At 59.6% G+C, this 25,809-nt stretch carries 28 protein-coding genes and 1 tRNA gene; 13 read left to right on the top strand and 16 right to left on the bottom strand.

The window, feature by feature from the left end; genetic code table 11:
• Nucleotides 1-201: 201 nt before the first annotated feature.
• A complete protein-coding gene (locus tag Q9290_RS08275; protein ID WP_306079174.1) occupies nt 202-801 on the bottom strand; it encodes a transglycosylase SLT domain-containing protein in 600 nt (199 codons plus the stop codon).
• 185 nt (nt 802-986) lie between these two features.
• Between Q9290_RS08275 and Q9290_RS08280 the strand changes: the two genes are divergently transcribed.
• Nucleotides 987-3,248: an arginine/lysine/ornithine decarboxylase gene (locus tag Q9290_RS08280; protein ID WP_306079175.1), complete on the top strand. Its 2,262-nt coding sequence runs from the start codon at nt 987-989 to the stop codon at nt 3,246-3,248.
• Between the two features lie 60 nt (nt 3,249-3,308).
• Here the strand turns inward: Q9290_RS08280 and flgL are convergent, their stop codons facing one another.
• The 13 genes from flgL to Q9290_RS08345 all read right to left on the bottom strand — a co-directional run bounded on the left by flgL (nt 3,309) and on the right by Q9290_RS08345 (nt 15,668).
• Nucleotides 3,309-4,538, bottom strand: a complete 1,230-nt coding sequence (gene flgL, locus Q9290_RS08285) for a flagellar hook-associated protein FlgL (RefSeq protein ID WP_306079176.1) — start codon at nt 4,536-4,538, stop codon at nt 3,309-3,311.
• 9 nt (nt 4,539-4,547) lie between these two features.
• The gene (gene flgK, locus Q9290_RS08290; RefSeq protein WP_306079177.1) at nt 4,548-6,509 is read right to left on the bottom strand and encodes a flagellar hook-associated protein FlgK; all 1,962 of its coding nucleotides are present in this window, start codon (nt 6,507-6,509) and stop codon (nt 4,548-4,550) included.
• Between the two features lie 9 nt (nt 6,510-6,518).
• Nucleotides 6,519-7,490, bottom strand: coding sequence for a flagellar assembly peptidoglycan hydrolase FlgJ (flgJ, locus tag Q9290_RS08295; protein ID WP_306079178.1), 972 nt, complete (start codon nt 7,488-7,490; stop codon nt 6,519-6,521).
• Nucleotides 7,491-7,517: 27 nt separating this feature from the next.
• Nucleotides 7,518-8,609, bottom strand: coding sequence for a flagellar basal body P-ring protein FlgI (locus Q9290_RS08300; protein WP_306079179.1), 1,092 nt, complete (start codon nt 8,607-8,609; stop codon nt 7,518-7,520).
• 10 nt (nt 8,610-8,619) lie between these two features.
• Nucleotides 8,620-9,294, bottom strand: a complete 675-nt coding sequence (gene flgH, locus Q9290_RS08305) for a flagellar basal body L-ring protein FlgH (RefSeq protein WP_306079180.1) — start codon at nt 9,292-9,294, stop codon at nt 8,620-8,622.
• Nucleotides 9,295-9,306: 12 nt separating this feature from the next.
• Nucleotides 9,307-10,095, bottom strand: coding sequence for a flagellar basal-body rod protein FlgG (flgG, locus tag Q9290_RS08310; RefSeq protein WP_306079181.1), 789 nt, complete (start codon nt 10,093-10,095; stop codon nt 9,307-9,309).
• Between the two features lie 11 nt (nt 10,096-10,106).
• Nucleotides 10,107-10,853, bottom strand: coding sequence for a flagellar basal-body rod protein FlgF (gene flgF / locus Q9290_RS08315; protein ID WP_306079182.1), 747 nt, complete (start codon nt 10,851-10,853; stop codon nt 10,107-10,109).
• Nucleotides 10,854-11,017: 164 nt separating this feature from the next.
• Nucleotides 11,018-12,319 (bottom strand): flagellar hook protein FlgE, encoded by a 1,302-nt coding sequence (flgE, locus tag Q9290_RS08320; protein WP_306079183.1) that lies wholly within the window; start codon nt 12,317-12,319, stop codon nt 11,018-11,020.
• A 9-nt stretch (nt 12,320-12,328) separates the two neighbouring features.
• Nucleotides 12,329-13,027 (bottom strand): flagellar hook assembly protein FlgD, encoded by a 699-nt coding sequence (locus tag Q9290_RS08325; RefSeq protein ID WP_306079184.1) that lies wholly within the window; start codon nt 13,025-13,027, stop codon nt 12,329-12,331.
• Nucleotides 13,028-13,033: 6 nt separating this feature from the next.
• The gene (flgC, locus tag Q9290_RS08330) at nt 13,034-13,453 is read right to left on the bottom strand and encodes a flagellar basal body rod protein FlgC (RefSeq protein ID WP_306079185.1); all 420 of its coding nucleotides are present in this window, start codon (nt 13,451-13,453) and stop codon (nt 13,034-13,036) included.
• Entirely contained in the window at nt 13,450-13,851 is a 402-nt protein-coding gene (flgB, locus tag Q9290_RS08335; RefSeq protein WP_306079186.1) for a flagellar basal body rod protein FlgB, read from the bottom strand. The genes flgC and flgB overlap by 4 nt, the downstream gene beginning before the upstream one ends.
• A gap of 63 nt (nt 13,852-13,914) precedes the next feature.
• Nucleotides 13,915-14,736, bottom strand: coding sequence for a CheR family methyltransferase (locus Q9290_RS08340; protein WP_306079187.1), 822 nt, complete (start codon nt 14,734-14,736; stop codon nt 13,915-13,917).
• A 20-nt stretch (nt 14,737-14,756) separates the two neighbouring features.
• On the bottom strand, nt 14,757-15,668 hold the full coding sequence (locus Q9290_RS08345; protein WP_306079188.1) for a chemotaxis protein CheV: 912 nt from the start codon (nt 15,666-15,668) through the stop codon (nt 14,757-14,759).
• A gap of 169 nt (nt 15,669-15,837) precedes the next feature.
• Between Q9290_RS08345 and flgA the strand changes: the two genes are divergently transcribed.
• The 3 genes from flgA to flgN all read left to right on the top strand — a co-directional run bounded on the left by flgA (nt 15,838) and on the right by flgN (nt 17,364).
• Entirely contained in the window at nt 15,838-16,560 is a 723-nt protein-coding gene (gene flgA, locus Q9290_RS08350) for a flagellar basal body P-ring formation chaperone FlgA (RefSeq protein WP_306079189.1), read from the top strand.
• Nucleotides 16,561-16,627: 67 nt separating this feature from the next.
• Nucleotides 16,628-16,951 (top strand): flagellar biosynthesis anti-sigma factor FlgM, encoded by a 324-nt coding sequence (gene flgM, locus Q9290_RS08355; protein WP_306079190.1) that lies wholly within the window; start codon nt 16,628-16,630, stop codon nt 16,949-16,951.
• Entirely contained in the window at nt 16,951-17,364 is a 414-nt protein-coding gene (gene flgN, locus Q9290_RS08360) for a flagellar export chaperone FlgN (protein ID WP_306079191.1), read from the top strand. The genes flgM and flgN overlap by 1 nt, the downstream gene beginning before the upstream one ends.
• Nucleotides 17,365-17,378: 14 nt before the next feature.
• Here the strand turns inward: flgN and Q9290_RS08365 are convergent, their stop codons facing one another.
• Entirely contained in the window at nt 17,379-17,780 is a 402-nt protein-coding gene (locus Q9290_RS08365) for an LPP20 family lipoprotein (RefSeq protein WP_306079192.1), read from the bottom strand.
• Nucleotides 17,770-18,498: a FlgO family outer membrane protein gene (locus Q9290_RS08370; RefSeq protein ID WP_306079193.1), complete on the bottom strand. Its 729-nt coding sequence runs from the start codon at nt 18,496-18,498 to the stop codon at nt 17,770-17,772. The genes Q9290_RS08365 and Q9290_RS08370 overlap by 11 nt, the downstream gene beginning before the upstream one ends.
• Nucleotides 18,499-18,673: 175 nt before the next feature.
• Between Q9290_RS08370 and Q9290_RS08375 the strand changes: the two genes are divergently transcribed.
• The 9 genes from Q9290_RS08375 to Q9290_RS08415 all read left to right on the top strand — a co-directional run bounded on the left by Q9290_RS08375 (nt 18,674) and on the right by Q9290_RS08415 (nt 25,790).
• On the top strand, nt 18,674-19,807 hold the full coding sequence (locus Q9290_RS08375) for a flagellar assembly protein T N-terminal domain-containing protein (RefSeq protein WP_306079195.1): 1,134 nt from the start codon (nt 18,674-18,676) through the stop codon (nt 19,805-19,807).
• Between the two features lie 77 nt (nt 19,808-19,884).
• Nucleotides 19,885-19,959: transfer RNA gene (locus Q9290_RS08380), tRNA-Arg, on the top strand.
• 63 nt (nt 19,960-20,022) lie between these two features.
• Nucleotides 20,023-20,853, top strand: coding sequence for an SDR family oxidoreductase (locus Q9290_RS08385; protein WP_306079196.1), 831 nt, complete (start codon nt 20,023-20,025; stop codon nt 20,851-20,853).
• A 59-nt stretch (nt 20,854-20,912) separates the two neighbouring features.
• Entirely contained in the window at nt 20,913-21,764 is an 852-nt protein-coding gene (locus tag Q9290_RS08390; protein WP_306079197.1) for a TraB/GumN family protein, read from the top strand.
• 70 nt (nt 21,765-21,834) lie between these two features.
• On the top strand, nt 21,835-21,987 hold the full coding sequence (locus Q9290_RS08395) for a DUF3149 domain-containing protein (protein WP_306079198.1): 153 nt from the start codon (nt 21,835-21,837) through the stop codon (nt 21,985-21,987).
• 114 nt (nt 21,988-22,101) lie between these two features.
• A complete protein-coding gene (smrA, locus tag Q9290_RS08400) occupies nt 22,102-22,683 on the top strand; it encodes a DNA endonuclease SmrA (protein WP_306079199.1) in 582 nt (193 codons plus the stop codon).
• Between the two features lie 23 nt (nt 22,684-22,706).
• A complete protein-coding gene (locus tag Q9290_RS08405; RefSeq protein WP_306079200.1) occupies nt 22,707-24,182 on the top strand; it encodes a carboxypeptidase M32 in 1,476 nt (491 codons plus the stop codon).
• A gap of 53 nt (nt 24,183-24,235) precedes the next feature.
• Nucleotides 24,236-24,613: a thiol-disulfide oxidoreductase DCC family protein gene (locus tag Q9290_RS08410; RefSeq protein ID WP_306079201.1), complete on the top strand. Its 378-nt coding sequence runs from the start codon at nt 24,236-24,238 to the stop codon at nt 24,611-24,613.
• Between the two features lie 97 nt (nt 24,614-24,710).
• Entirely contained in the window at nt 24,711-25,790 is a 1,080-nt protein-coding gene (locus Q9290_RS08415) for a ketoacyl-ACP synthase III (protein WP_306079202.1), read from the top strand.
• Nucleotides 25,791-25,809 lie beyond the last annotated feature (19 nt).

Genomic DNA, 25,809 nt, shown 5'->3' on the forward strand with positions numbered 1-25,809 from the left:
GGCCGGCGTGAAGGTCATGAACAAGGTCATCGGGCTCGGTATGCCTGTTCGCCAGCCGGTCAGTTAAGGGCGCCAAGCCCAGTAGGGACAGCCTGCTCCGGCTCTGATTTGATCAACAGCGCCAAGCGAACCACAACATTTCACAGCCGCCTGCGTGTTGGAATTCGCTGCGCTCATTCGCAACCTACGTCAGATCTCGCCTCAAAACCAGCCGTCGTCGAGATCATCCTTGCAGCCCCAATACTGCTCGGAATAGCGCTTGGCGCGGTGTTCCACCTTGCGCGACACGCCCAGCAGCCAGCGCTTGCGCAAATGACTGCCACGGCGGTAACCGCCCCAACCTTCGTGGTAATTCAGATACTGGTCGTAGGCGTCCCACTTCGATACCCCGTTCAGCCGGCTGGTCTTGCTCATGTACCAGCCCATAAAGTCCATGGCATCGTCAAAATCGTCGCGGTCGGCCCAGCCGCTGCCGGTTTCACGCTGGTAATCGGCCCAGGTTTCATCCTTGGCCTGAGCGTAACCGTAGGCGCTGGATGCCCGCCCGTAGGGAATAAACAAAAACCAGCGCATGGGCGGCCGGGCATCGTGCTGAAAGCTGCTTTCCTGGAACATCATGGCCATAGTCACGTGCACCGGCGCGCCCCATTTTTCCCGGGTATCCTGGGCCGCCTCGTGCCAGTCGGGATACTGCTCAAAAATCTCGCAGATATTGGCGGGGTTCTTTGGCGGGGCCGTGGCGCAGCCGGCCAGCAGCAGGGCCGTCAGGGTAAGCAACACAAATTGCCGGGCGTAAAACATGGTCTTGTCCTGTTATAAGTCAGTCTCAAATAGTGCCTTTCGTGCCGGCATTTTTCCACACTCCTTACGCGGCATTATTTAATCACTGATAGTGCATAACTATCTTTTGTCAGGCTTTCGGTCAGGCAGTAGAATGCGGATCGGCTATGATTTTGGCATTTGCCTTGGCAATTAAGGGACACTTGATGCGCTTTTACTTTCCCATCGTCATCATCGACGAAGATTTTCGCTCCGAAAACACCAGTGGCTCGGGTATTCGCGAGCTGGCCTCGGCCATTGAAAAGGCCGGCATGGACGTGGTCGGCTACACCAGCTACGGCGATCTGACCTCCTTTGCCCAGCAACAGAGCCGGGCCGCCGGCTTTGTGCTGTCCATCGACGACGAAGAGCTGGCCGGCAGCCGGGAAGAAGCGCATTCGGTGCTGGAGCAACTGCGTCGCTTTGTGGAGCAGATTCGCCACCGCAACCCCGACATTCCCATTTATCTCTACGGCGAAACCCGCACCGCCCGCCATATTCCCAATGCCATATTGCGGGAGCTGCACGGCTTTATTCACATGCACGAAGACACCCCCGACTTCGTGGCCCGGCACATTATTCGCGAAGCCAAAAGCTATCTCGACTCCCTGGCTCCACCGTTTTTCCGCGCCCTGACCCACTACGCCCAGGACGGCTCCTATTCCTGGCACTGCCCCGGGCACTCCGGCGGCGTGGCTTTTCTCAAGTCCCCGGTGGGGCGCATGTTCCACCAGTTTTTCGGCGAGAACATGCTGCGCGCCGACGTATGCAACTCGGTGGACGAGCTGGGTCAGCTGCTGGATCACACCGGTCCGGTGGCGGCCTCGGAGCGCAATGCCGCCCGTATTTTCAACGCCGATCACCTGTTTTTCGTCACCAATGGCACCTCCACCTCCAACAAAATCGTGTGGAACTCCACGGTAGCCCCCGGCGATATCGTGGTGGTGGACCGCAACTGCCACAAGTCGATTCTGCACGCCATCATGATGACCGGTGCCGTGCCGGTGTTCCTGATGCCCACCCGCAATCACTACGGCATTATCGGCCCCATTCCCCGCAGCGAATTTGAGCCCGAGCGCATTCGCGAAAAGATGGAAGCCAACCCCTTCTGCCGGGAAATTCTGGCAAAAAAACCGAACGTCAAACCCAGAGTGCTGACCATAACCCAGTCCACCTATGACGGCATTCTCTATAACGTGGAGGAGATCAAGGAGCTGCTCGACGGCGAAATTGAGACTCTGCACTTTGACGAGGCCTGGCTGCCCCACGCCGCCTTTCACGACTTTTACGGTGATTATCACGCCATTGGCGAGGGCCGGCCGCGCTGTGAAGACTCCATGGTGTTCGCCACCCAGTCCACTCACAAGCTGCTGGCGGGCCTGTCCCAGGCGTCACAAATCCTTATTCAGGACGGCGAAAAGACCCGGCTCGACCGCCATGTGTTCAATGAAGCCTACCTGATGCACACCTCCACCAGCCCGCAGTACGCCATTATCGCGTCGTGCGACGTGGCGGCGGCCATGATGGAAGAGCCGGGCGGCACCGCATTGGTGGAAGAGTCCCTGGCCGAGGCGCTGGAGTTTCGCCGGGCCATGCGCAAGGTGGACGACGAATACGGCATCGACTGGTGGTTCAAGGTGTGGGGCCCGGATGATCTCACCGATCACGGCCTGGACGAGCGCGACGCCTGGATGCTGCGCTCGGAAGACAGCTGGCACGGTTTTGGTGACATCGAGCCCGGCTTTAACCTGCTGGATCCCATCAAGGCCACCATTCTGACCCCGGGCCTGAACATGAAAGGCCAGTTCGCCGAGTCGGGCATTCCGGCGGTGGTGGTGACCAAGTACCTGGCCGAGCACGGCATTGTGATCGAAAAAACCGGGCTCTATTCCTTCTTTATCATGTTCACCATCGGCATTACCAAGGGCCGCTGGAATACCATGGTGACCGAACTGCAACAGTTCAAGGACGATTACGACAAGAACGTGCCGCTGTGGAAGATTTTGCCCCAGTTCGTGCAGAGCCAGCCCAGCTACGAGCGGGTGGGCCTGCGGGATCTGTGCGATCAAATTCACGAAGTCTACAAGGAAAACGACGTGGCCCGGCTGACCACGGAGATGTATTTGTCGGATCTGGTACCGGCCATGAAGCCGGCGGACGCCTTTGCCAAAATGGCCCACAAGGACATTGAGCGGGTACCTCTGGACGAATTGGCCGGCCGTACCACGGCGGTGATGGTGGCCCCCTACCCACCCGGCATTCCGCTGCTGATCCCCGGTGAGGTGTTTAATGACACCATCATCAGCTATCTGCGTTTTGCCCGCGAGTTCAACCAGCGCTTCCCCGGCTTTGAAACCTACATTCACGGCCTGGTGGCAGAAGAGCAGCAGGGCGAAACCCGCTACTTTGTGGATTGCGTGATCGAGTAAGCGGGTAAAACCCCACCCTGGCTCTCCCCCTGCCAAGGGGGAGGCTGGGAGGGGGTACCGTTAAATGTAATTAAACAAACTCATGTTCTGTACCTTGCCGAACATGCTTTGAGTGGCCTGCAGGGCCACCATGGTCTGGCTGAATTCGCCGGTGGCCTTGGCGTAGTCGAGATCTTCCATGCCGCTGCGCAGCTTGTTCAGGGTCAGGCCCATGTCTTCATGGGTGAGCTGCTGATTTTCGATGCGTTGCATGCGGTTACCGGTATCGGCCCGTACTCGGGTAAGATGATTTGCCACGGCGTCCAGCTCACCCAAAATATCTGTCATCTCGCTCTGGCCGGCCGAATTATGACCGTCATCTTCCAGCCAGTCCTTGGCCCGGTTCAGCACATCAAAAACATTCAGCTTGTCTTCACCAGTACCATCTTTTACGTCAGAGCGAAGAGTGATTTCATCACCTGCTTTAGCTTCACCTTTAATAACAATCTCAACACCATCAAATTCTATCGGCTGACCAGGCACATAAGGCTGTGCTGGCATCGTCTGAGTAAGACCGTTTTCATCCTTGTAGGTAGCACTGACTTCAATGGAACCGGCATTATCAGTAAAAGCTAATTCGTAGGGATGACCATCATGAAAGTCACCTTTTGTCTTGATATTGGCATGCTCAACAGTCAAGGTACCTTGGTTGTCCACGTCATATTCAACCGTGAAGTCACCCTTGGGATTAGGCACACTGCCAAACACCATCTCACCACTATGGTTAATGCCTACCCTGACCTTGTCCCCCACCACCATGTTACGCTCACCACCGTCTCCGCCATAGGTCACGGTGCCATCAGGCTGTCGCACAAAAGGGGAGCTGTCGGTCTGAAAACCACCAAAAATATACTGGCCAAATTCGTCCTGGGTATTGGCCAGATCGAGCATTTCATCAATGCGGCTTTGCAATTCTTCCTTGTAGGCGTCCCGCTCCAGCTGAGTAATAGAGCCATTGTTGGCGCCCAGCATAATCTCTTTAACCTGTTGAGTCAGGGTCTCGGCAGAGCTTAACGCCCATTCTTCCCGGCGCAGGCGGTTTTCCGCCAGGTTGATGTTGTTCTGGTACTGGTCGAGCTTGCGCAGCTCCTGCTTATAGTTAAGGATGCCGTTGGCCGCCACCGGATCGTCACTGGCGTGCTCTACCCGTTTACCGGACGACATCTGCCCCAGTTGCTGATTGGCCTCGGAGGTACGGCCACTGATGTTGTTCAGGTTGCGCTGAATAAACTGAAAACTGGCAACGCGCATTATGACTCCTTAGCGGATCTGCAACAGGGTGTTCATGGTTTCGCTGGCGGTGGACACCACCCGGGCCGCCGCCATATAGGACTGCTGAAAACGCAGCAGGTTGGCGGCTTCTTCGTCCAGGTTCACGCCGGAGGTGGACAGCATGCGATCGTAAGACTGCTGATAGGCCGCGCCCGCCGCCTCGGCCTTGACGCCCTGGTTACGGGTCATGCTGCCAATGCCCACGGCGGTCTGGTTCAGGCTGTCGGTGACCGTCGACTTGCCGTTGTTGAGCCACTTTTTGTTTTGCAGCTCGGCAAAAGCCAGAGCGTTTTCGTTATTGCCCGAGCCACCGGCCTGGCGGATTTCGAATTGATCGAAGGCTTTGGGATCGCCATTGAGACTTAGCTCCAACTCACCAACACTCAATTTTCCGTCAGCATAGGAAACGGGGGTGATAGGAGCATCATCTTTATCAAACACCTCATATTGCAGGTCTCCCGAACCATCATCCGTCACTTTCACCGTCAGCGGATACACCGACTCATTAATAAAATCAGTAAGTGGAGGCGGCGGATCGGCATAGCCAATAGATGGCTTGGCGGTACCTGTATTATCCCCATTTGGACTCACCATCAGGGAGCCGGAAGCGGCAATCTGATCGCCGGTGTTCAGTTGCAGTTCCAGATCGATGGCACCCTGACGGGTAGGCTGCACCAGCATTTCGTCGTTAGTATTAGGAATGTCACTAAGAGTTAAACTGAAACCCAATTTATCACTTACATCCAAGATCCTGGCCGGAGGGTTAGCCAGATCTTCTTGTGCCTGAATGGGATACTGCTCTCCGGTAGTGACATCAGTCAGCAGATAATCTTCCCCCCCCTGAAACTTCAGACTGTACTCCCCCCCCGTCAGCTTGCCGGTATCGGTAATCTCCACCTCGCCGGTGACATTGGGGTTATTGCCCACAAAGCGCTTGGCCATGTCCTCCGGGTCGTTAATGTCGTTAAACATGTTGATACCGGCAATGCCGTTAAGATCCACGCCCTGAGTCTGAATTTCGTTAAAGGCGTCGGCAATGGCGATGGCGGTTTTGCCCATGTCGCTGAGGTTGGGGCCCAGCACCTGATCCCGGTAGTGAAACAGGGCGCCCATCTCGCCACCCAGCTCGCCACTGCCCTTGATGCGGGTGGCCTGACCGTTGCTGTTGGGTGCCACCAGGTAGAGCTCGGTTTGTTGCTGATCCGGCGAGCCAGGGCGCACTTCCATTTGGTAGGCCTGATTGCCGGACACCAGGGGCTCGCGCCCGCCCAGCATGACGGAAATCATGCCGTTGTCGTCTTTTAGAGTGGTGATCTGCACCTGCTGGCCAAGATCCTGAATCAGCCGGTCCCGCTGATCCAGCAGATCATTGGGAGTGCCGTTCTGGCCGGCGTTCAGAATTTGCTGGTTAAGATCGGCAATGCCGGCGGTGAGCGAGCTGATGTGTTCGGCCCGGGATTCGATATCCCGGTTCTTGATCATGCGCTCCTGCTCGACAGAGCTGTAAAACTCGTTGAAGTGGTCAACAATGTCCTGGGCGTTGGCCAGCATCAGCTCCCGGTTGCCCAGGTTGCCCGGGTTATCGGCCACGGCGTTAATGGCGCCGTAGAGATCGTCCAGGCTGCTGGCCAGGCCCCCGTTCACGCTGGTCATGGTCTTGTCGAGGTAACTGAGGTGGTTATAGAGCGCCTCGGCACCGGCCTTTTCGGTGTTGTTCACCAGTACATCGCGAAAGGCGTATTCCTGATACATGCGGGTCACGTCATTTACCCGGGTGCCGGTGCCGTAAAAGCTGCCGCCCGAGAACATGTGCATGGTAGTGATCTGCTCGGCCCGCTGGCGGCTGTAGCCTTCGGTGTTCACGTTGGCAATGTTATGGCCGGTGGTGGCCAGCTGGGCTTGCGCCGCCAGCAGACCGCTTACCCCGGTTTGATACATATCAACAGCCATGGTGTGTCCTTATGCTTGTGAGGCCAGCCGGTTAACGGTGTCGAGCACCGCCGAGAGCTTGCTGGCATAGTTCGGGTCGGTGGCGTAGCCCGCCTGCTGCAGGGCCTGAAAATACTGCCGGGGCGAGCCGGTTTGCTGCAACGCCTGGCCATAACGGGGGTTGTCGTTCAAAAACTCGACATAATCGTTAAAGCTGTCGTTAAAGGAGGCGTAAGATCTGAACGGCGCCTGTACCTTGACGGCAATGCCCTGCTCGTATTCCAGGGTGCTGACCCAGGTTTTCTGTTCTTTCCAGCTTTTATCGGCCTTGATGCCAAAAAGATTATGGCTGGACTCGCCATTTTTTCTGCCGATGATTTTTTTGCCCCAGCCGGTCTCCAGGGCCGCCTGGGCCAGCATGGCTTTTGGGTCCAGGCCCAGCTTCTCTCCCGCCGCCGTAGCCGCAGGGAGCAGCCGGCGCACAAAGTCTTCCGGCGAGTCAAATTTCTGCCCCGCCGCCAGGGTGACGGCGTCTTCGGGGGTATTCTGTGCCGCCTTTAACGGTGGTTTGGGCTTGTCACTTTCGGGGGCGCTGTCTTCCGGCGGGCGCACCACCTTGCCGTGAATGCGGCGTACGTTATCCAGGCTGAAATGGCGTACTTCGGTGGCGGCATTAGGATCTTCACCGCCACCAAGCTGGCGCACGATCAGATCCGACAGCCCCAGGCTGCCCTGGCGACTGAGCTCGCTGCTCATCTGCTGATCGTGCATATCCTGGTAAAACTGGGTGTAGCGACTGTTCATGGGGCTGTCGGCCTGAAACACCTTGTTGGCATCGCGCATCGACTTGAACAGCTGTTGAGTAAACAGACTTTCGAACTGGCGCGCGGCTTCGTCCAGCGCCTTGCCCCTGTCCTGGGCAAAGCCCTGCTGGCGCAGCTTGTCCAGCCCCTGAATGTCGTTGGCCAGCAGGCTGTTCTGCACGGTATCAATATTTTTCATGCCTTGCCTCCGCTCACCCTGTGCCTGTTAAATAATCACCAGTTCGCCCTGAATGGCGCCCGCCTGGCGCAATGCCTCCAGTATGGCCACCAGATCCCCGGGGGCCACGCCTACCTGGTTTACCGCCCGCACCAGATCGTCCAGGGTAGTGCCGGTGTCCAGCTTGAACATGCGCCCGTCCTGCTGCTCCACATTGATATTGGAGTTGGGCACCACCACGGTGTCGCCACCGGCCAGGGCATTGGGCTGAGACACCTGAGGATTTTCGTTAATGGTGATAATGAGCCCGCCATGGGTAATGGCTGCCGGCTTCAGCTGTACCTGCTGGCCGATCACTACCGTGCCGGTGCGGGAGTTAACGATAATTTTTGCCGCCTCGTCGGCCACATCCACGGTCAGGTTTTCCAGGGTCGACAAAAAACTGACACGCTGGCCGGTGTCCCGGGGCGCATACACGGTGACCGAGGTGGCATCCAGGGCCTGGGCGCTGGCAGGGCCGAGCAGGTCGTTGATGGTGTCCGCCATGCGTTTGGCAGTAGTGAAATCCGGCCGGTGCAGGTTAAAGGTGATGGTGTCGCCCCGGGCAAAGGAGCTGGGCACTTCCCGCTCCACCATGGCACCACCGGGAATGCGTCCTACCGTGGGGGTATTGATCATGATGGAAGAGCCATCGGCCCCTTCGGCACCCAGGCCACCCACCACCAGGCTGCCCTGGGCCAGGGCGTAAACCCGGCCATCCACCCCTTTCAGAAAGGTCTGCAGCAGGGTGCCACCGCGCAGGCTTTTGGCCTCGCCAATGGCCGACACGGTAATGTCGATGGTCTGACCCGGCTTGGAAAACGGCGGCAGCTCGGCATGCACCGCCACCGGCGCCACGTCGTTCATCTTGGGCCGCAGGTTATCGGGCACGGTAATGCCGAAATTGGTGAGCATGGTGCGAAAGGTCTGCTGGGCAAAGGCGTTGTTGCGCTCGCCGGTGCCGGGCAGGCCCACCACCAGACCGTAGCCCACCAGCTGGTTGGCTCGCACGCCGGCCACCGAACTGATGTCCTTGATGCGGGCTGCCTGGGCCGGCAATGCCAGCAGGCCGGCCAGTAACAGGCCGCAAAAGAGTTTCATGCCATTACTCCTAGAAAGGGAACCAGGGACTGTTAAAGAACTTGGCCAGCCAGCCGCGGTTCTGAGTGTTGGCAAAATCGCCGGTACCGCCGTAATAAATGCGGGCATTGGCCACCCGGGTGGACTCCACCCGGTTGTCGGAGCTGATGTCCTGGGGCCGGATCATGCCGGTAATGCGCACATATTCCTCGCCGGTGTTCAGCATCAGCCACTTCTCGCCCTGCACCATCAGGTTACCGTTGGGCAGCACTTGCGCCACGCTCACGGTAATGCTGCCCTGCAGGCTGTTGCTCTGGTTGGTGTTGGCCTGGCCGTCGAACGCGTTATTGCTCGACATGCTGGCGGTAACCGGGTAACCACCCACGTTGATGGCCTGACCACCAATGTTGAGCGGGTTGATGTTCAGGCTGCTGTCCTTGCCCTGCTGGGTGGTGGCCCGCTTCTGGGCCCGGGTCGACTCGGCCAGATCCACGGTAATGATGTCCCCTACCCGATGCGCCTTGATGTCGGAATACAGGCTATTGGCGTAGTTATCCTGAAAAATGGCGCCGTTGGGCTCCAGCTGCTCGTGGCCGGGGCCGGGCATCACAGGGGCATAGTCGGGATCGTCCGGCTTGGGGGTATAGGGCGTTGAAGTACAGGCCGCCAGCAGGGCGGCCGCGCTCAGGATAAAAGCGAGTCGCATGGCGGCCTCCGGTTACAGCTGCTGGTTAACGTAGGCCAGCATGTCATCCACGGCAGAGATCACCTTGGAGTTCATCTCGTATACCCGCTGGGCCTGAATAAGGTTAACCAGCTCTTCGGTGACGTTGACGTTGGAGGACTCCAACATGCCCTGCTTGAGGGTGCCGAAGCCATCGGCACCGGCAATGCCTTGCAGCGGCGCGCCGCTGGACTGGGTGGCCAGGTAAAGGTTCTCGCCCTTGGGCTGCAGGCCGGCGGGGTTGGCAAAGTCGGTCACGATGATCTGGCCGATCACCTGCCCCTCGGCCTGGCCAGCCAGCTGCACCGACACCTCACCGTTGGTGCCCACGCTGATACTCTGGGCGTTTTCCGGGATCTGCATTTCCGGCTGCAGGGGATAGCCGTTGCCGGGGGTGACAATAACGCCTTCTTCGTTAAGGGCAAACTGGCCGTTACGGGTATAGCCGGTGGTGCCGTCGGGCAGCAGCACCTCAAAAAAGCCGCGCCCGTCGATCATCACGTCCAGGGCGTTGTCGGTGGTCTGCACGCTGCCCTGCGTAAAGGTCTTCTGCGTGGCCACCACCTTGCTGCCCGCCCCCAGCATCAGGCCCGACGGCAGATTGCTGTCGGCGGTGGCCCGGCCACCGGGCTGGTGCACATTCTGGTAGAGCAGATCTTCAAAGATGGCCCGGCCTTTTTTAAAGCCCACTGTGCTGGCGTTGGCCAGGTTGTTGGAGGTCACCGAAATATTGGTCTGCTGGGCATCGAGCCCGGTTTTGCTAATCCACAATGCGGGGTTCATTCTGCTCTCCTTTAGCCAATACGCAGCAACTGGGCATGGGCCTTGTCGTTCTCTTCGGCGTGACTCATCATTTTCAGCTGGGTCTCAAAGCGCCGTTGCAAGTCGATCAGGTGGGTCATTTCGGAAATGGGATTAACGTTGCTGCCTTCCAGCGCACCGGCAATCAGCTGTACCTGAGCCGACGCCGGCTCGACTTCGCCGTCCTTGCGGCGAAACAGGCCGTCATTGCCCTTTTCAATCTGATCATGGGCCGGCAGCACCGTCTTGATACGCTGCAGCTCGGCACCGCCATCGGCAGGCTCGCCTTCCAGCCGGGCAAAGATAGTGCCGTCCTTGTTGATTTCCACTTTTTCCAGCGGCAACGGCAGCACAATGGGGTTGCCGCCGTCATCCAGCACATTCTGACCGGTACTGGTCTGCAGCAGACCTTCCACCGATACCTGCAGGTTGCCGAAACGGGTGTAGGCCTCGGCTCCGTCAGCCGCTTCCACCGCCAGCCAGCCGTCACCGGCCACCGCCACGTCAAGTTCCCGTCCCGTGGTCTGAATAGGGCCGGAGGCAAAGTTTTGCCCCGGTCGCTCGGTCATGGCAAACACTCGGGAAGGCAGGCCTTCACCAAAGGCCTGCATAGCCCGGGCCTGCTCCAGATCGGCACGAAAGCCGGTGGTATTGGCGTTGGCCAGGTTGTTGGCGCGCAGGGCCACGCTGTGCATGTTTTCCTTGGCGCCCGACATGGCGATATAAAGCAGGTGATCCATTTCAGCTCCGCAGTTGGCCGAGTGAGTAATGGCAGGATTAATGCAAAATCAATGCCACTATAGTTAGAAATAAGAAGCTATCAGCTTGAAGTAAAAACATAAAAACCCGGGATTTGTGCCCCGGGTTTTTCTTCCAGCTTCCAGCTTCCGGCTTTCAGCTTGTATTAACGGATTTGCAGTATGGTCTGCTGCAGGGTGCTGTTTACTTCCAGCGCCCGGGAGTTGGCCTGGAAGTTACGCTGAGCGGTGATCAAGTCCACCAGCTCTGTGGTCAGGTTGGTGTTGGACTGCTCCAGCGCGGCCACGCTGACCTTGCCGAAAATACCGGTGTTGGGCTGACCACTGACCGCCTCGCCCGACAGCAGGGACTCCCGCCACTGGGTATCACCAATCTGGGTCAGGCCCTGCTCGTTGGGGAAGCGTGCCATGGCCACAATCCCCAGGTTTTGAGTGCTGCCGTTACTGTAGGTGGCCTGCACCAGGCCATCGGGGCCCACATCCACCTTGGTCAGCCGGCCTACTGTATTGCCGTCCTGACTGTTGGAGGTCACTTCAAAGGCACCGGCATTCATGGTGGCTGAGGTGATATTTATATTAATTGTCTGAGTGCCATCGGAGCCATTGGTAAAACCTAGCTCCTCGGTATCAAAATCAGTAGTGGCTGTTGTCAAATCACCAGCGCTGTCGAATTCAAGCGTCTTGCTGTTAAAACCACCAACCGGCATTGCTGACACAGGTGGATCATTAAAAGCATCCTTACCATCAACAAACACAAACATTTGCCAGCGGTTCACAGGCGGAACCGCTGTTTCGCCCGTTTTATCTTTTACAAAATACTGAGTAACCGTATGGGTGTCGCCCAGCGAATCATACACCGTCATTGAGGTAGACGAGGTATAGGTAGATGAATCAGTCGGGTCAAAGGGGTTCGAGGCTAAATCCTTTGCCTCCGCCTTGGCCGGCAGGTTAACACCGGTTCTCACTTCGGTCGTCGCCTGGGGCTCGCCCGCCTTGTCCGGAATCTGCAGCGGCTGAGTGGTGTTCAGGCCCAGGCCCGCCGGGGTGCCGTCCTGGTTGGCTTTATAGGTCTGCAGGTAATGGCCCTGGGAGTTGGTGACATAGCCCTCGTCGTTCAGGCGAAAGGCGCCGGCCCGGGTAAAGGTCCGGTCCAGGGAGCCCACTTCATTGGACATCACGAAAAAACCGCTGCCGTTAATGGCCATATCCAGGGAGTTGTTGGTGAACTGCAACGCGCCCTGGTGAAACTGCTGGGACACGGCGGCGGTCTGCACGCCACTGCCGGACTGGGTCTTGCCGTTGGCGAAAATGGAGTTGGCATACACATCGGCAAACTCGGCCCGGGACTCCTTAAAGCCGAGAGTGTTGACGTTGGCGATGTTGTTGGCGGTGACGTCCAGATCTTTCTGGGCCGCATTAACGCCGCTGAGTGCGATATTAAAAGACATAAGTACTCCTTACGCCGCCTTGCGGCTGGCTATTTCCAGAATTTGATTAAGCGGCAGGCCGCCCAGGCCCGCCAGGTTGACAAGGGTCGGACTGTCGGCACTACCCAGGGTCACGCTGTTGACCCGGGCAAAGGCCAGAGCGCTGAGCTCTTCCCGCTGACCGTCAATCAGGCCACTGACCTTGATGTTGTACTTGCCGGTGGCCGCCGGCTCCCCGGCGTCGTTCAGGCCGTCCCAGGTAAAGTTGACGTTGCCGCGCTGATCCCCTTCCAGCGGAATGGTACGCACCAGCTCGCCCTGCTCGTTCTCGATACGAACCATGACATTGGAGGCACCGGACCCGGCCACCACCACGCCGTCCACCGGCTCGCTGTTGTCCCAGTAGGTCATGGAGCTCGGCACCAGTACCTTCTGTCCCACCAGACTGGAGGCCTGCAGCGCCTGGCTGGAGGTCATCACCTCGCTCAGGCCCGAGAGCTGCTGGCTCATGTTGCTGATGCCGTCGGCGGTGGTAAAGGAGGTCATCTGGGCGATCATCTGGGAGTTGTCCGCCGGCTTGAACGGATCCTGATAGGCCAGCTGCTGGGTCAGCAGGGCAAAGAAGTCTTCCTGCTCCAGCTGGGCCCGGCTGTTGTCGGCAGCCTTTTCTGCCGGGCTTTGTTCTCCCGGCCACTTTAAGCCGTTGAGGTAATCGTTATTCACCTGCATGGTTTATTACCCCTTGCCCAGCCGCAGGGTCTGCTGCAGCATCTGCTTGGCGGCGTCGGCCACCTGCACATTGGTCTGGTAGTTGCGCGAGGCGCTCAGCATGTCGGTCATCTCTTCCACCACGTTGACGTTGGGCTTGTAGATAAAGCCTTCGGCGTCGGCCAGGGGATGATCCGGGTTGAATTCCTTTTGCAGCGGCTTGTCGGTCTCGACAATGCCCATGATTTTGACGCCGACACTTTCCTGACGATCAGACAGCGCCTGGTCGAGATCAGCGGCAAACACCGGCTTGCGGGCGCGGTAGGTCTCATCAATGCTGGAGCTGACGCTGTCGGCGTTGGCCAGGTTACTGGCGGTGGTGTTCAGGCGGACCGACTGGGCGCTCATGGCGCTGCCGGAAATATCAAAGACTTTAAAAAGGCTCACATCGAGTCTCCTTTTATCGCTTTCAGCAGGCCGGAAATCTTGCTGTTGAGAAACTCCAGCGAGGCCTGGTACTGCAGGGCGTTTTCCATGTAACTGGTACGTTCGGCCTGCACGTCGACCGTGTTGCCATCGCCGGTGTCGGGCTGGGTGGGCACCCGGTACTGCACGGTACCGGGGGGCGTCAGTTCAACGGCAAAGTGGCGGGTGTTGGTGCGGTTGAGGGAAAAGCTCTGGTTGCTCTGGGCCTGACTGAGGGCGGCCTGAAAGTCCATGTCTTTCGCCTTGTAGCCCGGCGTGTCGGCATTGGCCAGGTTGCCGGCCAGCAGCTCGGCCCGCTCGGAGCGTGCCATCAGCGCATGCTGGTGAATACCAAAGGCCTTGTCGAAAGAAATCGTCACCGCCACCTCCTGCTTTGTCGTGACCCAATACGGAGCCATAACAAAGCAAAAGGTGTGCCAGGTTTACTTGAGGCGGTAGATGATCCCTGGCGTGCAGCGGATCATTTCAAACCGGTCCGACAGACCGGTGAGGGATTCGGAAGCGCCCAGCAACAGGTAGCCACCGGGGTTAAGGGCGCCGGCAAACTGATTGAGGATCTTGGACTTGTTCTCGGGAGAGAAATAAATCAGCACGTTACGACAGAAAATAATGTCGAACTTGCCCAGGGGGGCATAGCTGTCGAGCAGGTTGTAGGGGCGAAAGCTGACCATGTTGCGCACACCGGCCTGCAGTTGCATGCGGCCGTCGCTCTGGGGAGTAAAAAAGCGGGTGCGCCGCTCCGGCGACAGGCCCCGGGCCAGCGACAGACTATCGTAAATGCCGGTCTTGCAGTGCTCCAGCATGGTGGCGGAAATGTCGGTGGCAAGAATTTGCAGCCCCGGCAAGGCGCCCGGCCGCCGGGCCAAATACTCCTGAGCGGTCATGGCAATGGAATAGGGCTCCTGACCGGAAGAGCAGGCCGCCGACCAGATGCGCAACGACTTGCCGGGTTTGGCCAGCTCCGGAAACAGCCGCTCGCCGAGCTGCACGAACGGGTAGGTATCCCGAAACCACAGGGTTTCGTTGGTGGTCATGGCATCGATGACTGCGGTTTTCAGCTCCCGCTCGCGCAGCTGCATGGAACGCTCCAGTAACTGCCCCATGGTGTCGATGCCAAACCGCGCCATCAACGGCGCCAGCCGGCTCTTGACCAGGTACTGCTTGCTGTTGCCCAGCACAATGCCGGTATTGCTTTCCAGAAACCGGCAAAACGCCGAGTACTGCTCGTCGGTGAAGTTTTTCATCCGTGTAAGTTACACCTTGCTCAGAGCGCGTTGTTAACGGCCGTGGCCAGCTCGTCGGGCTGGAACTTGGCAATAAAATTGTCGGCACCGACCTTTTCCACCAGCGCCTTGTTGAACACGCCACTCAGGGAGGTATGCAGGATCACGTGCAAATTCTTGAGCGCCGGGTTATTGCGAATTTCGGCGGTCAGGGTATAGCCGTCCATTTCGGGCATTTCCACATCGGAGATCACCAGCGACAGCTGCTCGTGAATGGGCCCCTGTCCGGCCAGCTCCACCAGCTTGTTCAGCGCCTGACGGCCGTTTTCGGTAACGATGCATTCCAGCCCCAGAGACTCCACCGCCTTTTGCACCTGGCGACGGGCCACCGAGGAGTCGTCGGCAATCAGCACCGGTTTGTGCTGAGTACCTTGCTGGTGGGACTGCTCAATAATGGCCGCGTCCACTTCGGTACTGGCCGGAGAAATTTCGTCGAGGATTTTTTCCACATCGAGAATTTCCACCAGCTCGCCGTCGATCTCGGTAACGGCTGTCATGTAGTTAAAGCGGCCGGCGCCCTTGGGCGGCGGCAGAATGGATTCCCAGTTTACGTTGATAATGCGCTCCACCGAATGCACCAGAAAGCCCTGCACCGAGCGGTTGTACTCGGAGATAATGGCGAAGCTGTTTTCGGTCTGTTCAATGGGGCGGCCGCCCATGGCCTTGCTCAGATCGATGATGGAAATGGTCTGGCCACGAATATTGGCCACGCCCCGAATCACCGGATGGCGCTGCGGCAGGCTGCTGAGCCGGGGGCACTGCAGCACTTCCTTGACCTTGAACACATTGATGCCAAATCTTTGGCGGCCGTTGAGCCTGAACAACAACAATTCCAGTCGGTTCTGGCCCACCAGCTGGGTTCTCTGGTTTACCGAGTCAAGTACTCCCGCCATTCTTGTGCCTCCGGAATGAGTATGATGGCATGCTTCATTTGCATGGCATGTTTTATGCATAATCAGCAAAATGCTGTCAACTAGCTTAACACCGGCAATAAGTCAGCGCTACTTGAGCCCTGCCAGAATAAGACCGGCGACATAGAGCGTTATCGGCGATGGAGTAAAGATGCTTAACGGTTTTTTTCACCGGCGGCCCCGCCGCCTTCACCTGTGGACCTGGCTGAGCCTGGCCTGGCTGGCGGTCTGGATGCCGCCGGTGGCCCTGGCCAGCGTACACGAAAGCATTCGCCAGTACGCCGAAGACTATGTGCGCGATTTTGTGGTGGCCGGCCCTCGGGACAAAGTGGAAATTGAAGCCGCCAGTGTCGATACCCGGCTGCAACTCACCGAGTGCCCGGGCATGCTCACCGCCGATATTCGTGGCTCCGGTGAGGTGCGGCGCAATACCCATGTGCATGTGCAATGCCATGAAACACCGGGCTGGAGCCTGTTTGTACCGGTGCGGGTACGTATTCTCAAACCCGTGGTCACCGCCGCAACCCCCATCGCCCGTAACACCCTGCTGCAACCGGCGCAGCTGCAGATGAGCTACCAGGATGAAGTGCTGCTGCGCGGTGATGTGTTTGACGATATTCAGGCGCTGCTCGGCACCCGCAGCAAGCGGGATCTGCGCCCGGGCCGCCCCGTGCTTGCCAGCCAGCTGTGTGTGGTGTGCAAGGGCGACAAGGTCACCATAGTGGCCGAGACCGGCGGGCTGTCGATTCGTACCGACGGCATGGCCGAAGAGGATGGCACCTTTAACGAGCGCATTCGCATTCGCAACAGCCGCTCCGGACGCCAAATTCAGGGCAGGATAAGCGAGGCGGGCGTGGTACGGGTCGGACTGTAAATTCTGCTAAAGTTGCCAACAGGCCGGTCGATAACCGGATGACAGCAGCAAATCAGGATTGAATCTTATGGCCATCGACAAGCTCCCCCCCGGATTGCATAACAGTCCGTCGGTCAGCGGCAACAAGTATCCGCAAAAAAGCGATACTGCCGAAGCCCGGTCAGACAACCGCCCTCAGGCCGCCAGCGGCCGGGACGAAGTGACCCTGACCCCGGAAGCCAAACAGCTCAACCGCATGCAGCAGAGCCTGCAGGCCGGTGCCGGCACCGACAACAGCACCCGTCTGGATGCCATTAAAAAAGCGGTCAATGAAGGCAGCTACAAGATAGATGCCGACAGACTGGCCGGCAACATCATCAATCTGGAACAAGACATAGAGTCCCTGTATTAATGAGCCTTGATACGCTGCTGCAACAACAACAGGAACAACTTGAGCGCCTGCTCGACCTTACCGAGCAGGAACTGGCGTTGATCGTTCAACGCAAGGCGCTGGAGCTGCCTCCCCTCACCGAGCAAAAACAACAACTGCTGCTCGACATTCAGGCCACCGACAATCAGCTGTGCGCGCATCCGAATGTAGCCGAACTCACCACCACTTATCAGCCTCGGGTCGACGCCCTGCGCACCCTGATGGCGCAGTGCCAGGAGCGTAACCAGGTGGCCGAGCAGGTGCTGGAGCAGTCCCTTGCCGGTACCCGCCAGCTGGCCAATATTTTAAGCCGGCTGCACGAGCGCCAGAGCATGACCTATGACCAGAAAGGCCATACCAAAGGCATCAACAAGGGCGCCGGCTTCAAGGTATAAGCCGGCTTGCGCCGTTACAGCCCACCCCGGCGCAGTTGCTGATACAATGCCAGATCCAGCTCCAGTTCGGTCACGTACATATCACCATCGGGATAGCTGTTCACCACCCGGGCACCCCGCACCACGCCCCGGCTGGAACTGCTGACGGTGCCGTCCTGCAAAATATGACTGTCGAGCTGACTGGAGCTCGACACCACCACCCCACCCAGTTGCTCGGTCAGCTCCCGGTAGGCATCCATGCGTGAGGCGCGCATGGCGTGCAGCAATTTTTGCTGGTAATCCACCGGCCGCTGCAGGCTGATGGGGGCATACCCCACCGCATAAAGGTAATCCTCGGCTGGCGCACCGGCCGAGCCCTGCCCGGCACAGCCGACAAGCGACGCCAGCGCCAGCAGTGTCATCAGCTTATTTTTCATAACGTCTCCTGATGTGGTCGGGGATCTCGGGACCGCGCGTGTTCAGCATGGCCGCCACCAGGTAATCGGGTACAAACTGCTGAGCACTGCTGACAACACCGTGATCCGCCATGGAGATCAGCCGGGCATTGATAAGCCTCCCTCCCTGGGTTTGGCTGATGGTGCCATGCAGCAGATACTGGGCATTGATACGTCCGCTCAGCTGACGGTAGTCCCGGCTGGTGCTGACATCGCCTTCGGGGGTAATCCGAATAAAGGGCAGCGCCTTGAAGTCCACCACCTTGAGGCCGTGCTGATTGAGCTGAAACATCATGGTTTCCGAAAGCAGCCGGCCGAACTCGTCCTGACTGGTGTAATCCTCCTGGCTGACAAAACCACTGACGGCAATGGCCGCCTGCCGGTTCATGTCATGGGCCGACGACACCAGCCGGTGAGCCAGGGCCGACATGTGCTGCTGCAGCTGAGTCTGACCGCCCACCAATGAGGGGCCAGCCTCAGGAAGATAGGCACTGCGAGTGCCGGCGCTCATGCGCATGGGCACCCCATCCTGGCTGTGGCGGGGCGAGCGGGCCGGCGCCGGGGGCTTGCCCAGCGGCTGGTGACTGACGTAATGAGCCGCATGATCGTGAGGCAAATAGTGGTTTTGGCCGTCAAACCGGGGCTGACCGGCGCAGGCGGTCAAGCCCAGCACGGCGGCCAGAATAAGGGCTCGTGTCATCAACAGGCTCCCGTTGCTTAAGAAACTGACTCTGTATCGGCCACCAGGGCGTCAACTTTACCCTTTCGCCGGTGATGGCGGGCAAATGCCCGGCAAGAATTTTGCATAAACCTTGCCATATTCTCACTGGGACCGCGACTTTTCATTGGCGGCCACCGTTTGACAGGATGCGTCCGTGATCACAAAGACCCTTGCTTCGCTGTTGCTGTTGTTTCCGCTGCTGGCCAAGGCCGACTGGTATCAGGCCGAAGGCTCGGCGCCCCTCAGTCTGGGCACCGACACCGCCCGCCAGCAGGCGCTGGAGCAGGCCCTGAGCGATGCTTTACTGCAATCGGGCGCTTCCCTCAGTACGGTGCAGTCGGTCACCAATGGTGCCTTTGCCGGCCAGCAGCTGGATATTTCCGCCCAGGGGGAGCTGATGGACTACCTGATCCTCAACGAGCGCCGTCACCAGGGCCGGCTGTGGCTGACGGTGCGGGCCGATATCTGGCCCGGCGAGCGCCGTCAGGAGCAATGTGCCGGCCGTTACCGTCCGGGCATGACCCTGGCGCCCATTACCCTTAAGCACCCGCAGCAGGGCGCCGCCGGCCAGATCTACGAACTGGGTACGGCGCTCACCACCCGGCTGGCAAGCCAGCTGGAGCACAGCGTCAATATTACGTCTACCCTGGCCCATGGTCTGGACACGGATCCCGCCCTGCCCCGTGAAGCCGGGCTGCGCCGGGGCGGCGATGTCCTGGCCGGCCGGCAACAGTCCCGGCTGTTGCTGAGCGGCATCATAGACGACATCAGCATCGAGGATGGTCACTGGACCAGGTGGACCTTTGGCGATATTCCCCGCGCCTTCAGCCTTGGCATCACTCTGGAAGACGGACTTACCGGCGATGTGCTGCTGCAACGCCATTACCAGACCCGCGCAAGCTGGGACTACGGCCGGCACGACAAGGTCAACGTGCATGAGCAGGGGTTCTGGCAGTCCGGTTACGGCCAGGCGGTGGAGCAGTTACTGGCCAACATCAGCCAGGACGTGATCAAGGCCCAGGCCTGCCTCAAGGCGGTGGGCAACATAGTACAGCAGTCGGAAGAGGGCATACTGATGGATCTGGGCCGGCGGGAAGGCATTCAGCCAGGAGACAGATTTACCCTCACTCATCGCCGCCAGCTTACCCCGGGCTATTACAGCGAAACGGCATCAAAGGCAGCCTTTGTAGTGCAGCAAAGCCATGCCGATTACAGCCTGCTGGTGCCGGCCGGCGCCGAGGCCAAACGCATGACAGTGATGCCCGGGGATCGCCTGATTCAGCTGTAATCCTGTTCGAATAACCGCCAAACGCTCGGCACAAGATTGCGCCTTAATAAGAAATTTGCAATATTGTGCCCGGCTTCGTCCCCGTAGTTTAATGGATAAAACAAGCCCCTCCTAAGGGTTAGATGCAGGTTCGATTCCTGCCGGGGATGCCACGCCATCGAATATGCCCCCCCTTTTCTGCTACATTGGCCCCATCTTCACAACGGGAGCCATTCATGACCAGATCCGTTCTTATTACCGGTTGCTCTACCGGCATAGGCCAGGCCGCGGCCCATTACCTGCAGGAAAAAGGATTTAAGGTTATCGCCTCGGCCCGCCGTGAGCAGGACGTGATCCAGCTGCAACAGCAAGGGCTCAAGGCGGTGCGGCTGGATCTGGCCGATGACGCCAGCATCGAGCAGGGACTGGAACAGGCCCTCGAACTCACCGGCGGCGAACTCTATGGCCTCTTTAACAACGGCGCCTATGGTCAGCCCGGCGCACTGGAAGACCTGCCCACTGCCGCCCTGCGCGAACAGTTCAACACCAACCTGTTTGGCACGCATCACCTCACCCGGCTGGTACTGCCACACATGCTCAAGGCCGGCGAAGGCCGCATTATTCAGAACAGCTCGGTACTGGGGCTGGTGGCCATGCAATATCGCGGTGCCTACAATGCCACCAAATTCGCCCTGGAAGGCTATACCGACACCCTGCGCCTGGAGCTGGCCGGCACTAATGTACACGTCAGCCTGCTGGAGCCCGGCCCCATTGAAACCCGTTTTCGTGCCAATGCCAAAGCCGCCTTTCTGCGCCATATCAATATGCAGCAAAGCCGGCACCGGGCGGGCTACGAGCAAACTCTGGCGCGGCTGGACAACCCCGGCCCCAGCTCCCGTTACAGCCTGGAGCCACAAGCCTGCCTGCCGCCGGTGCTGCATGCCCTGACCAGTGCCCGCCCCAAAACCCGCTACCCGGTGACCCGCCCCACCGTGATGCTGGGCTGGCTGCGCCGGCTGCTGAGCGACCGGGCCCTGGACCGGCTGATGCTGAAGGCCGGCGGCTGACGTACGTTTTTCACATGAAACGTCATAATCAAGGCTGGCATGGCAACCCAGGAAGTATCATGAAACGGATTTTGCATCTTTTACTGTGGCTCTGGTGTGGCCAGACCCTGGCGGCCCCCGCCCTGTGGCAGGCCACCAGGGATAATCAGCAGCTGTGGCTGTTTGGCTCGGTCCATATTGCCGACGAGCGCCTCGCCACCCTGCCGCCGCCCTTGCTCGAGGCGTTTGAGCACAGCGAACTGCTGCTGCTGGAAGTGGACCCGCTTACCCTTCGCCCCGACAACTTTATGCACCTGATTGAACGCAATACCGACTGGCCGGCCAGGCTGGGCGAGCGGCTTGCCCAGGATCTGGAGCAGGCCGTGGCGCGCAGCGGTCGCCCGGCCCTGCGTCAGTTGCCGCCCTGGTTTGCGGCGCTGCAACTCACTCAGCTCAAGGCGGCCAAGCTGGGCTTTCATAATCGCCAGGGCGTCGACATGCAACTGCGGCTGCTGGCTCAAGATCAACAGTTGCCGGTGAGCGGGCTGGAGCAACCGGCACTGGTGATGGGGCTGCTGGCGTCACTGCATGAACGCGGCCTTGAGCGTGATTTTGTGGCCCACAGCCTGGAGGAGCTGGAGCAATTGCAGGATCACCTCGATCACCTGCTGACCGCCTGGCTGAGCGGGGACGAACAGGCGCTGCAGGCGTTATTGCAGGAACAGCAAAGCCCGGCACTGACCGGCTTTATTGAAAACGAGCTGCTGATCCGGCGCAATCACATGTGGCTGACACAACTGGAGCAACTGGCCCCGCAACGGGCGCTGATGGTAGTAGGCGCGCTGCATCTTTATGGTGATCAGGGTCTCATTTCCCTGCTGCAACAGGCGGGATATACCCTTAACGAAGTTGGGGACAAGCCGCTTTATTGATCAGGATCAGCATGTGCCAATGTGGTCCCGTTAGGATGGCTTCAACGGAGAGCGCGAAAGGAGACAACTCATGGCATTCTGGCTCGATTTAATGTTTGGCAGCGATGTGGGCTTGATGTCCATGCTGGTTATCATCGCCACTACCCTGTTGATCAGTTTTTACGCCGGCTACTTCATCTACAAGGTGATGAAGTCCGATCCCGGCCACGAAGCCGGTAAATAATCTCAAGGTTAAATAACGGCGGAACCCGATTTCCTCCTCCCCCGGGTTCCGTCGTTCCCCCTTTTACGTCATTTGCTTATACTGCGGCTAACCCTAAATTAAAGGAGCCGCACCATGAGCCATTCCGACTGGTCGTCCTTTCTTGGTGAACTGGACGGACTCACCCCCATCAAGCAGGACACCCTGCCCACCGGCCACCGCGACGAGCGGGATGCTGCCGTGCTGGCCGAACGCCGCCGTGCCGCCGAAACCGAAGCCGACGCCGCCGAACCCGGCCTGTCTCTGGACAATGTAGTGCTGCTGCGCCCCGATGACATGGTCAGCTACAAGAAGCCCGGCGTGCAGGACGGCGTGTTTAAAAAGCTGCGCCTGGGCAAATATCCCTGCGAGGCCCGGCTCGATCTGCACCATCACAGCGTGGAGCGTGCCCGTGACGCCCTGCTGAATTTTATCCGCGCCTGCCTGCGCCAGGACCTGCGCTCCGTGGTCATCGTCCACGGCAAGGGCGAGCGCTGCCAGCCGCCGGCCCTGCTCAAGAGCTATGTCTCCGGCTGGCTGCCGCAGTTGCCGGAGGTACTGGCCTGCCACAGCGCCCTGCGCCAGCATGGCGGCAGCGGCTGCCTGTACGTTTTGCTGCGCAAGAGCGAGCAGGCCAAACAACACACCCGCGAGCGGCTGCAAAGCCGCCAGGGCTGATTTTTTACCGCAAGGATCACCTCATGTCTTATTCCGCACTGGAACAGCATTTTGAACAGTTGCATCATCTGCAGCACCTGGGCGCCATTTGCGGCTGGGATCAGGCCACCATGATGCCCGCCGGCGGCAACGAAGCCCGGGCCGAGGCGCTGGGCACCCTGGCGGTGCTGTGCCATCGGCAACTGCAGGACGAGCGTCTGGGTGACTGGTTCGCTGATGCCGACAATGCATCTCTGTCACACGAGCAACAACAAAGCCTGGCCGAGATGCGCCGGGCCTGGCGCGATGCCACCCTGTTGCCCGCCGACCTGGTGCGTGCCCGTTCCCTGGCCGGCTCCCGCTGCGAGCACGCCTGGCGCAGCCTGCGCCCGGCCAACGACTGGGCCGGCTTTTTGCCGCTGTTTGAAGAAGTGGTGGCCCTGTCCCGGGAAGCCGCCGATGCCCGGGCCGAGGCCCTGGAGCTGTCCCGCTACGACAGCCTGCTGGAGCAATACGAGCCGGGCATGCGCAGCCAGACTCTCGACACCCTGTTTGGCAAGCTGAGTGACTGGCTTCCAGGGCTGATTGCCGAGGTGCAGGAAAAGCAGCGACATGAAATCCTGCTGCCGCTGCAGGGCCCCTTTGCCACCGACAAACAAAAAGCCCTGGGACTCGAGGTGATGGACTGGCTCGGCTTTGATTTTAACCACGGCCGGCTGGATGTGAGCGCCCACCCCTTTTGCGGCGGTGTCAGTGACGATGTGCGCCTGACCACCCGCTACGACGAGGCCGACGTGGCGCAGGCGCTGATGGGGATTATTCACGAAACCGGCCATGCCCGCTATGAGCAGGGCCTGCCCGCGGCCTGGCGCCGTCTGCCGGTGGGCCAGGCCAGATCCATGGGCGTACATGAATCCCAGAGCCTGTTCTTTGAAATGCAGCTGGCCCGCCATCCGGCCTTTATTGCCCGGCTGTCCCCCCTGCTGTCACAACACTTTGGCGTCCAGCCGGCCTTTGACCCCGGCAACCTGGCCCGCCTTTACACCCGCGTGCAACCGGGGCTGATCCGCGTGGATGCCGACGAGGTCACCTATCCCGCCCATGTGATGCTGCGCTATCGCATTGAACGGGATCTGATCGAGGGCAAACTGGAAGCCCGCCACCTGCCCGAACGCTGGAACCAGCTGATGCAGCACTATCTGGGGCTGAATACCGAAGGGGATTATCAAAACGGCTGCCTGCAGGACATTCACTGGACCGACGGCAGTTTCGGCTATTTTCCCAGCTATACCCTGGGTGCCATCTACGCCGCCCAGCAGGCCGAGGCCATGCAGCAACAACTGGGCCCCTTTGAACGGCTGATCAGCGAGGATCTGCCCGCCGTGTTTGACTGGCTGGAAAACAACGTCTGGCGTCATGCCAGCCTGTGCTCTACCGGGGAGCTGATGGCTCAGGCCACCGGCCACGCCCTGAGCGCCGCGCCCTTTCGCCGCCACCTGGAGCAACGCTACCTCGGCTGATTCGGACTATGCTGAAATACAGGCCTCAGGGAAGCGGCCAGGGAGGGCGAACATTGGATGAAAAAAAGCCGCGCCACCGGCTGGTGGTGTTTTACGACGGCTCCTGCGAGGGCTGCATCAAAGACCGGGCCCGTTATGAACGCTGGGCCGGCGACAAGGGCAACGAGATCTGCTGGTTTGATATCACCGGTAGGGAAGAGGTACTGCTGAGCCTGGGGATCAGTCCTCAGCAGGCCTTGCAGGAGCTGCATGTGCAAACCGCCGAGGGTGACATTTACTCGGAGCTCGATGCCTATATTCTGCTGATGAAGCGGGTGCCACGCCTGAAGCTGCTGGCCATGCTGATTGGCCTGCCGCTGATACGGCCGGCGCTGTCCCGGCTTTACCGCTACTGGGTGCGCAGCCGGCTGGAACGGGAAGGCCGGCTCTGACGCCGGCTGCGGCCCTGGTTTACTGGTGATTAGCCCATGACAGCTTACCCGGCCTTGGGCATAATCGATTGAGTACTTATCAACCAGCGGGAATGCCATGCGTTATGCCAATATCTCCGGCTGGGGCAAGTGCCTGCCCCCGGCCGAGCTCAGCAACGACGATCTCAGTACCTTTCTCGACACCTCCGACGACTGGATTCAAAGCCGCACCGGCATTCGCACCCGGCGCATCGCTCACGTCAACACCTCGGACATGGCGACGGTGGCAGCACGGCACGCGCTGGCCGCCGCCGGCCTTGAGCCCGGCGATATCGACGGCATTATTCAGGCAACGGCCAGCCCCGACAGCCTGGTGCCCAGCGCCGCTTCGGCAGTGCAGCGCAATCTGGGCATTGCCAGCGCCGCCGTCTTTGACCTTAACGCCGCCTGTACCGGTTTTCTCTATGGCCTGAGCGTGGGCTCGGCACTGATCCGGGCTGGCAGCCTGAACCGGGTGCTGGTGATCGGCGCCGAACGCCTGACCCACTATCTGGACTGGACCCGCCGCGATACCGCCGTACTGTTTGGCGATGGTGCCGGCGCCGTGGTGCTGGAGGCCAGTGACGCTCCGGTGGGCCTGCTGGCCGACAAGCTGGGTTGTGATGCCGACGCCAGGGATATTCTGGCGGTACCCGACTCAGGCACCTGCCGCACCCGCTTTGCCCATGTGGACGGCCTGTTTGAGGTGAATTTCGAGGGTCAGGAGATCTTCAAGCGGGCGGTACGCGGCATGGGCGAGGCCGCAGCCTTTGTACTGGAGCAGGCCGGCGTGAGCCCGAAGCACATCGATCTGCTGCTGCCCCATCAGGCCAATGTCCGCATTATCGAGACCCTGGCCAAAAAAATGGCGCTGCCGCCGGAAAAGGTGATGATCAATATCGCCGACTACGGCAATACCTCGGCAGCCACCGTGCCCATCGCCCTGTGCGAGGCACTGGAACAGGGCCGGGTACGTCCGGGGGCCCTGCTGCTGACGGCCGCCTTTGGTGCCGGCCTCACCTGGGGTGCCGGCGTGATCCGCTGGGGCGAACGGGTCACCCCTCTTGGTCACAGCGATGCCGCCCTGCCCCCCTGCGAGCACAGTGCCCTGCAGTTGCTGGCCCCGGCCATTGAAGGCTGCCGGCAGGCTAATCGTTAGACGTAAAACGGGAGACGTC

It is taken from the genome of Oceanimonas aquatica, from assembly GCF_030732065.1.
Taxonomy (GTDB): Bacteria; Pseudomonadota; Gammaproteobacteria; order Enterobacterales; family Aeromonadaceae; genus Oceanimonas.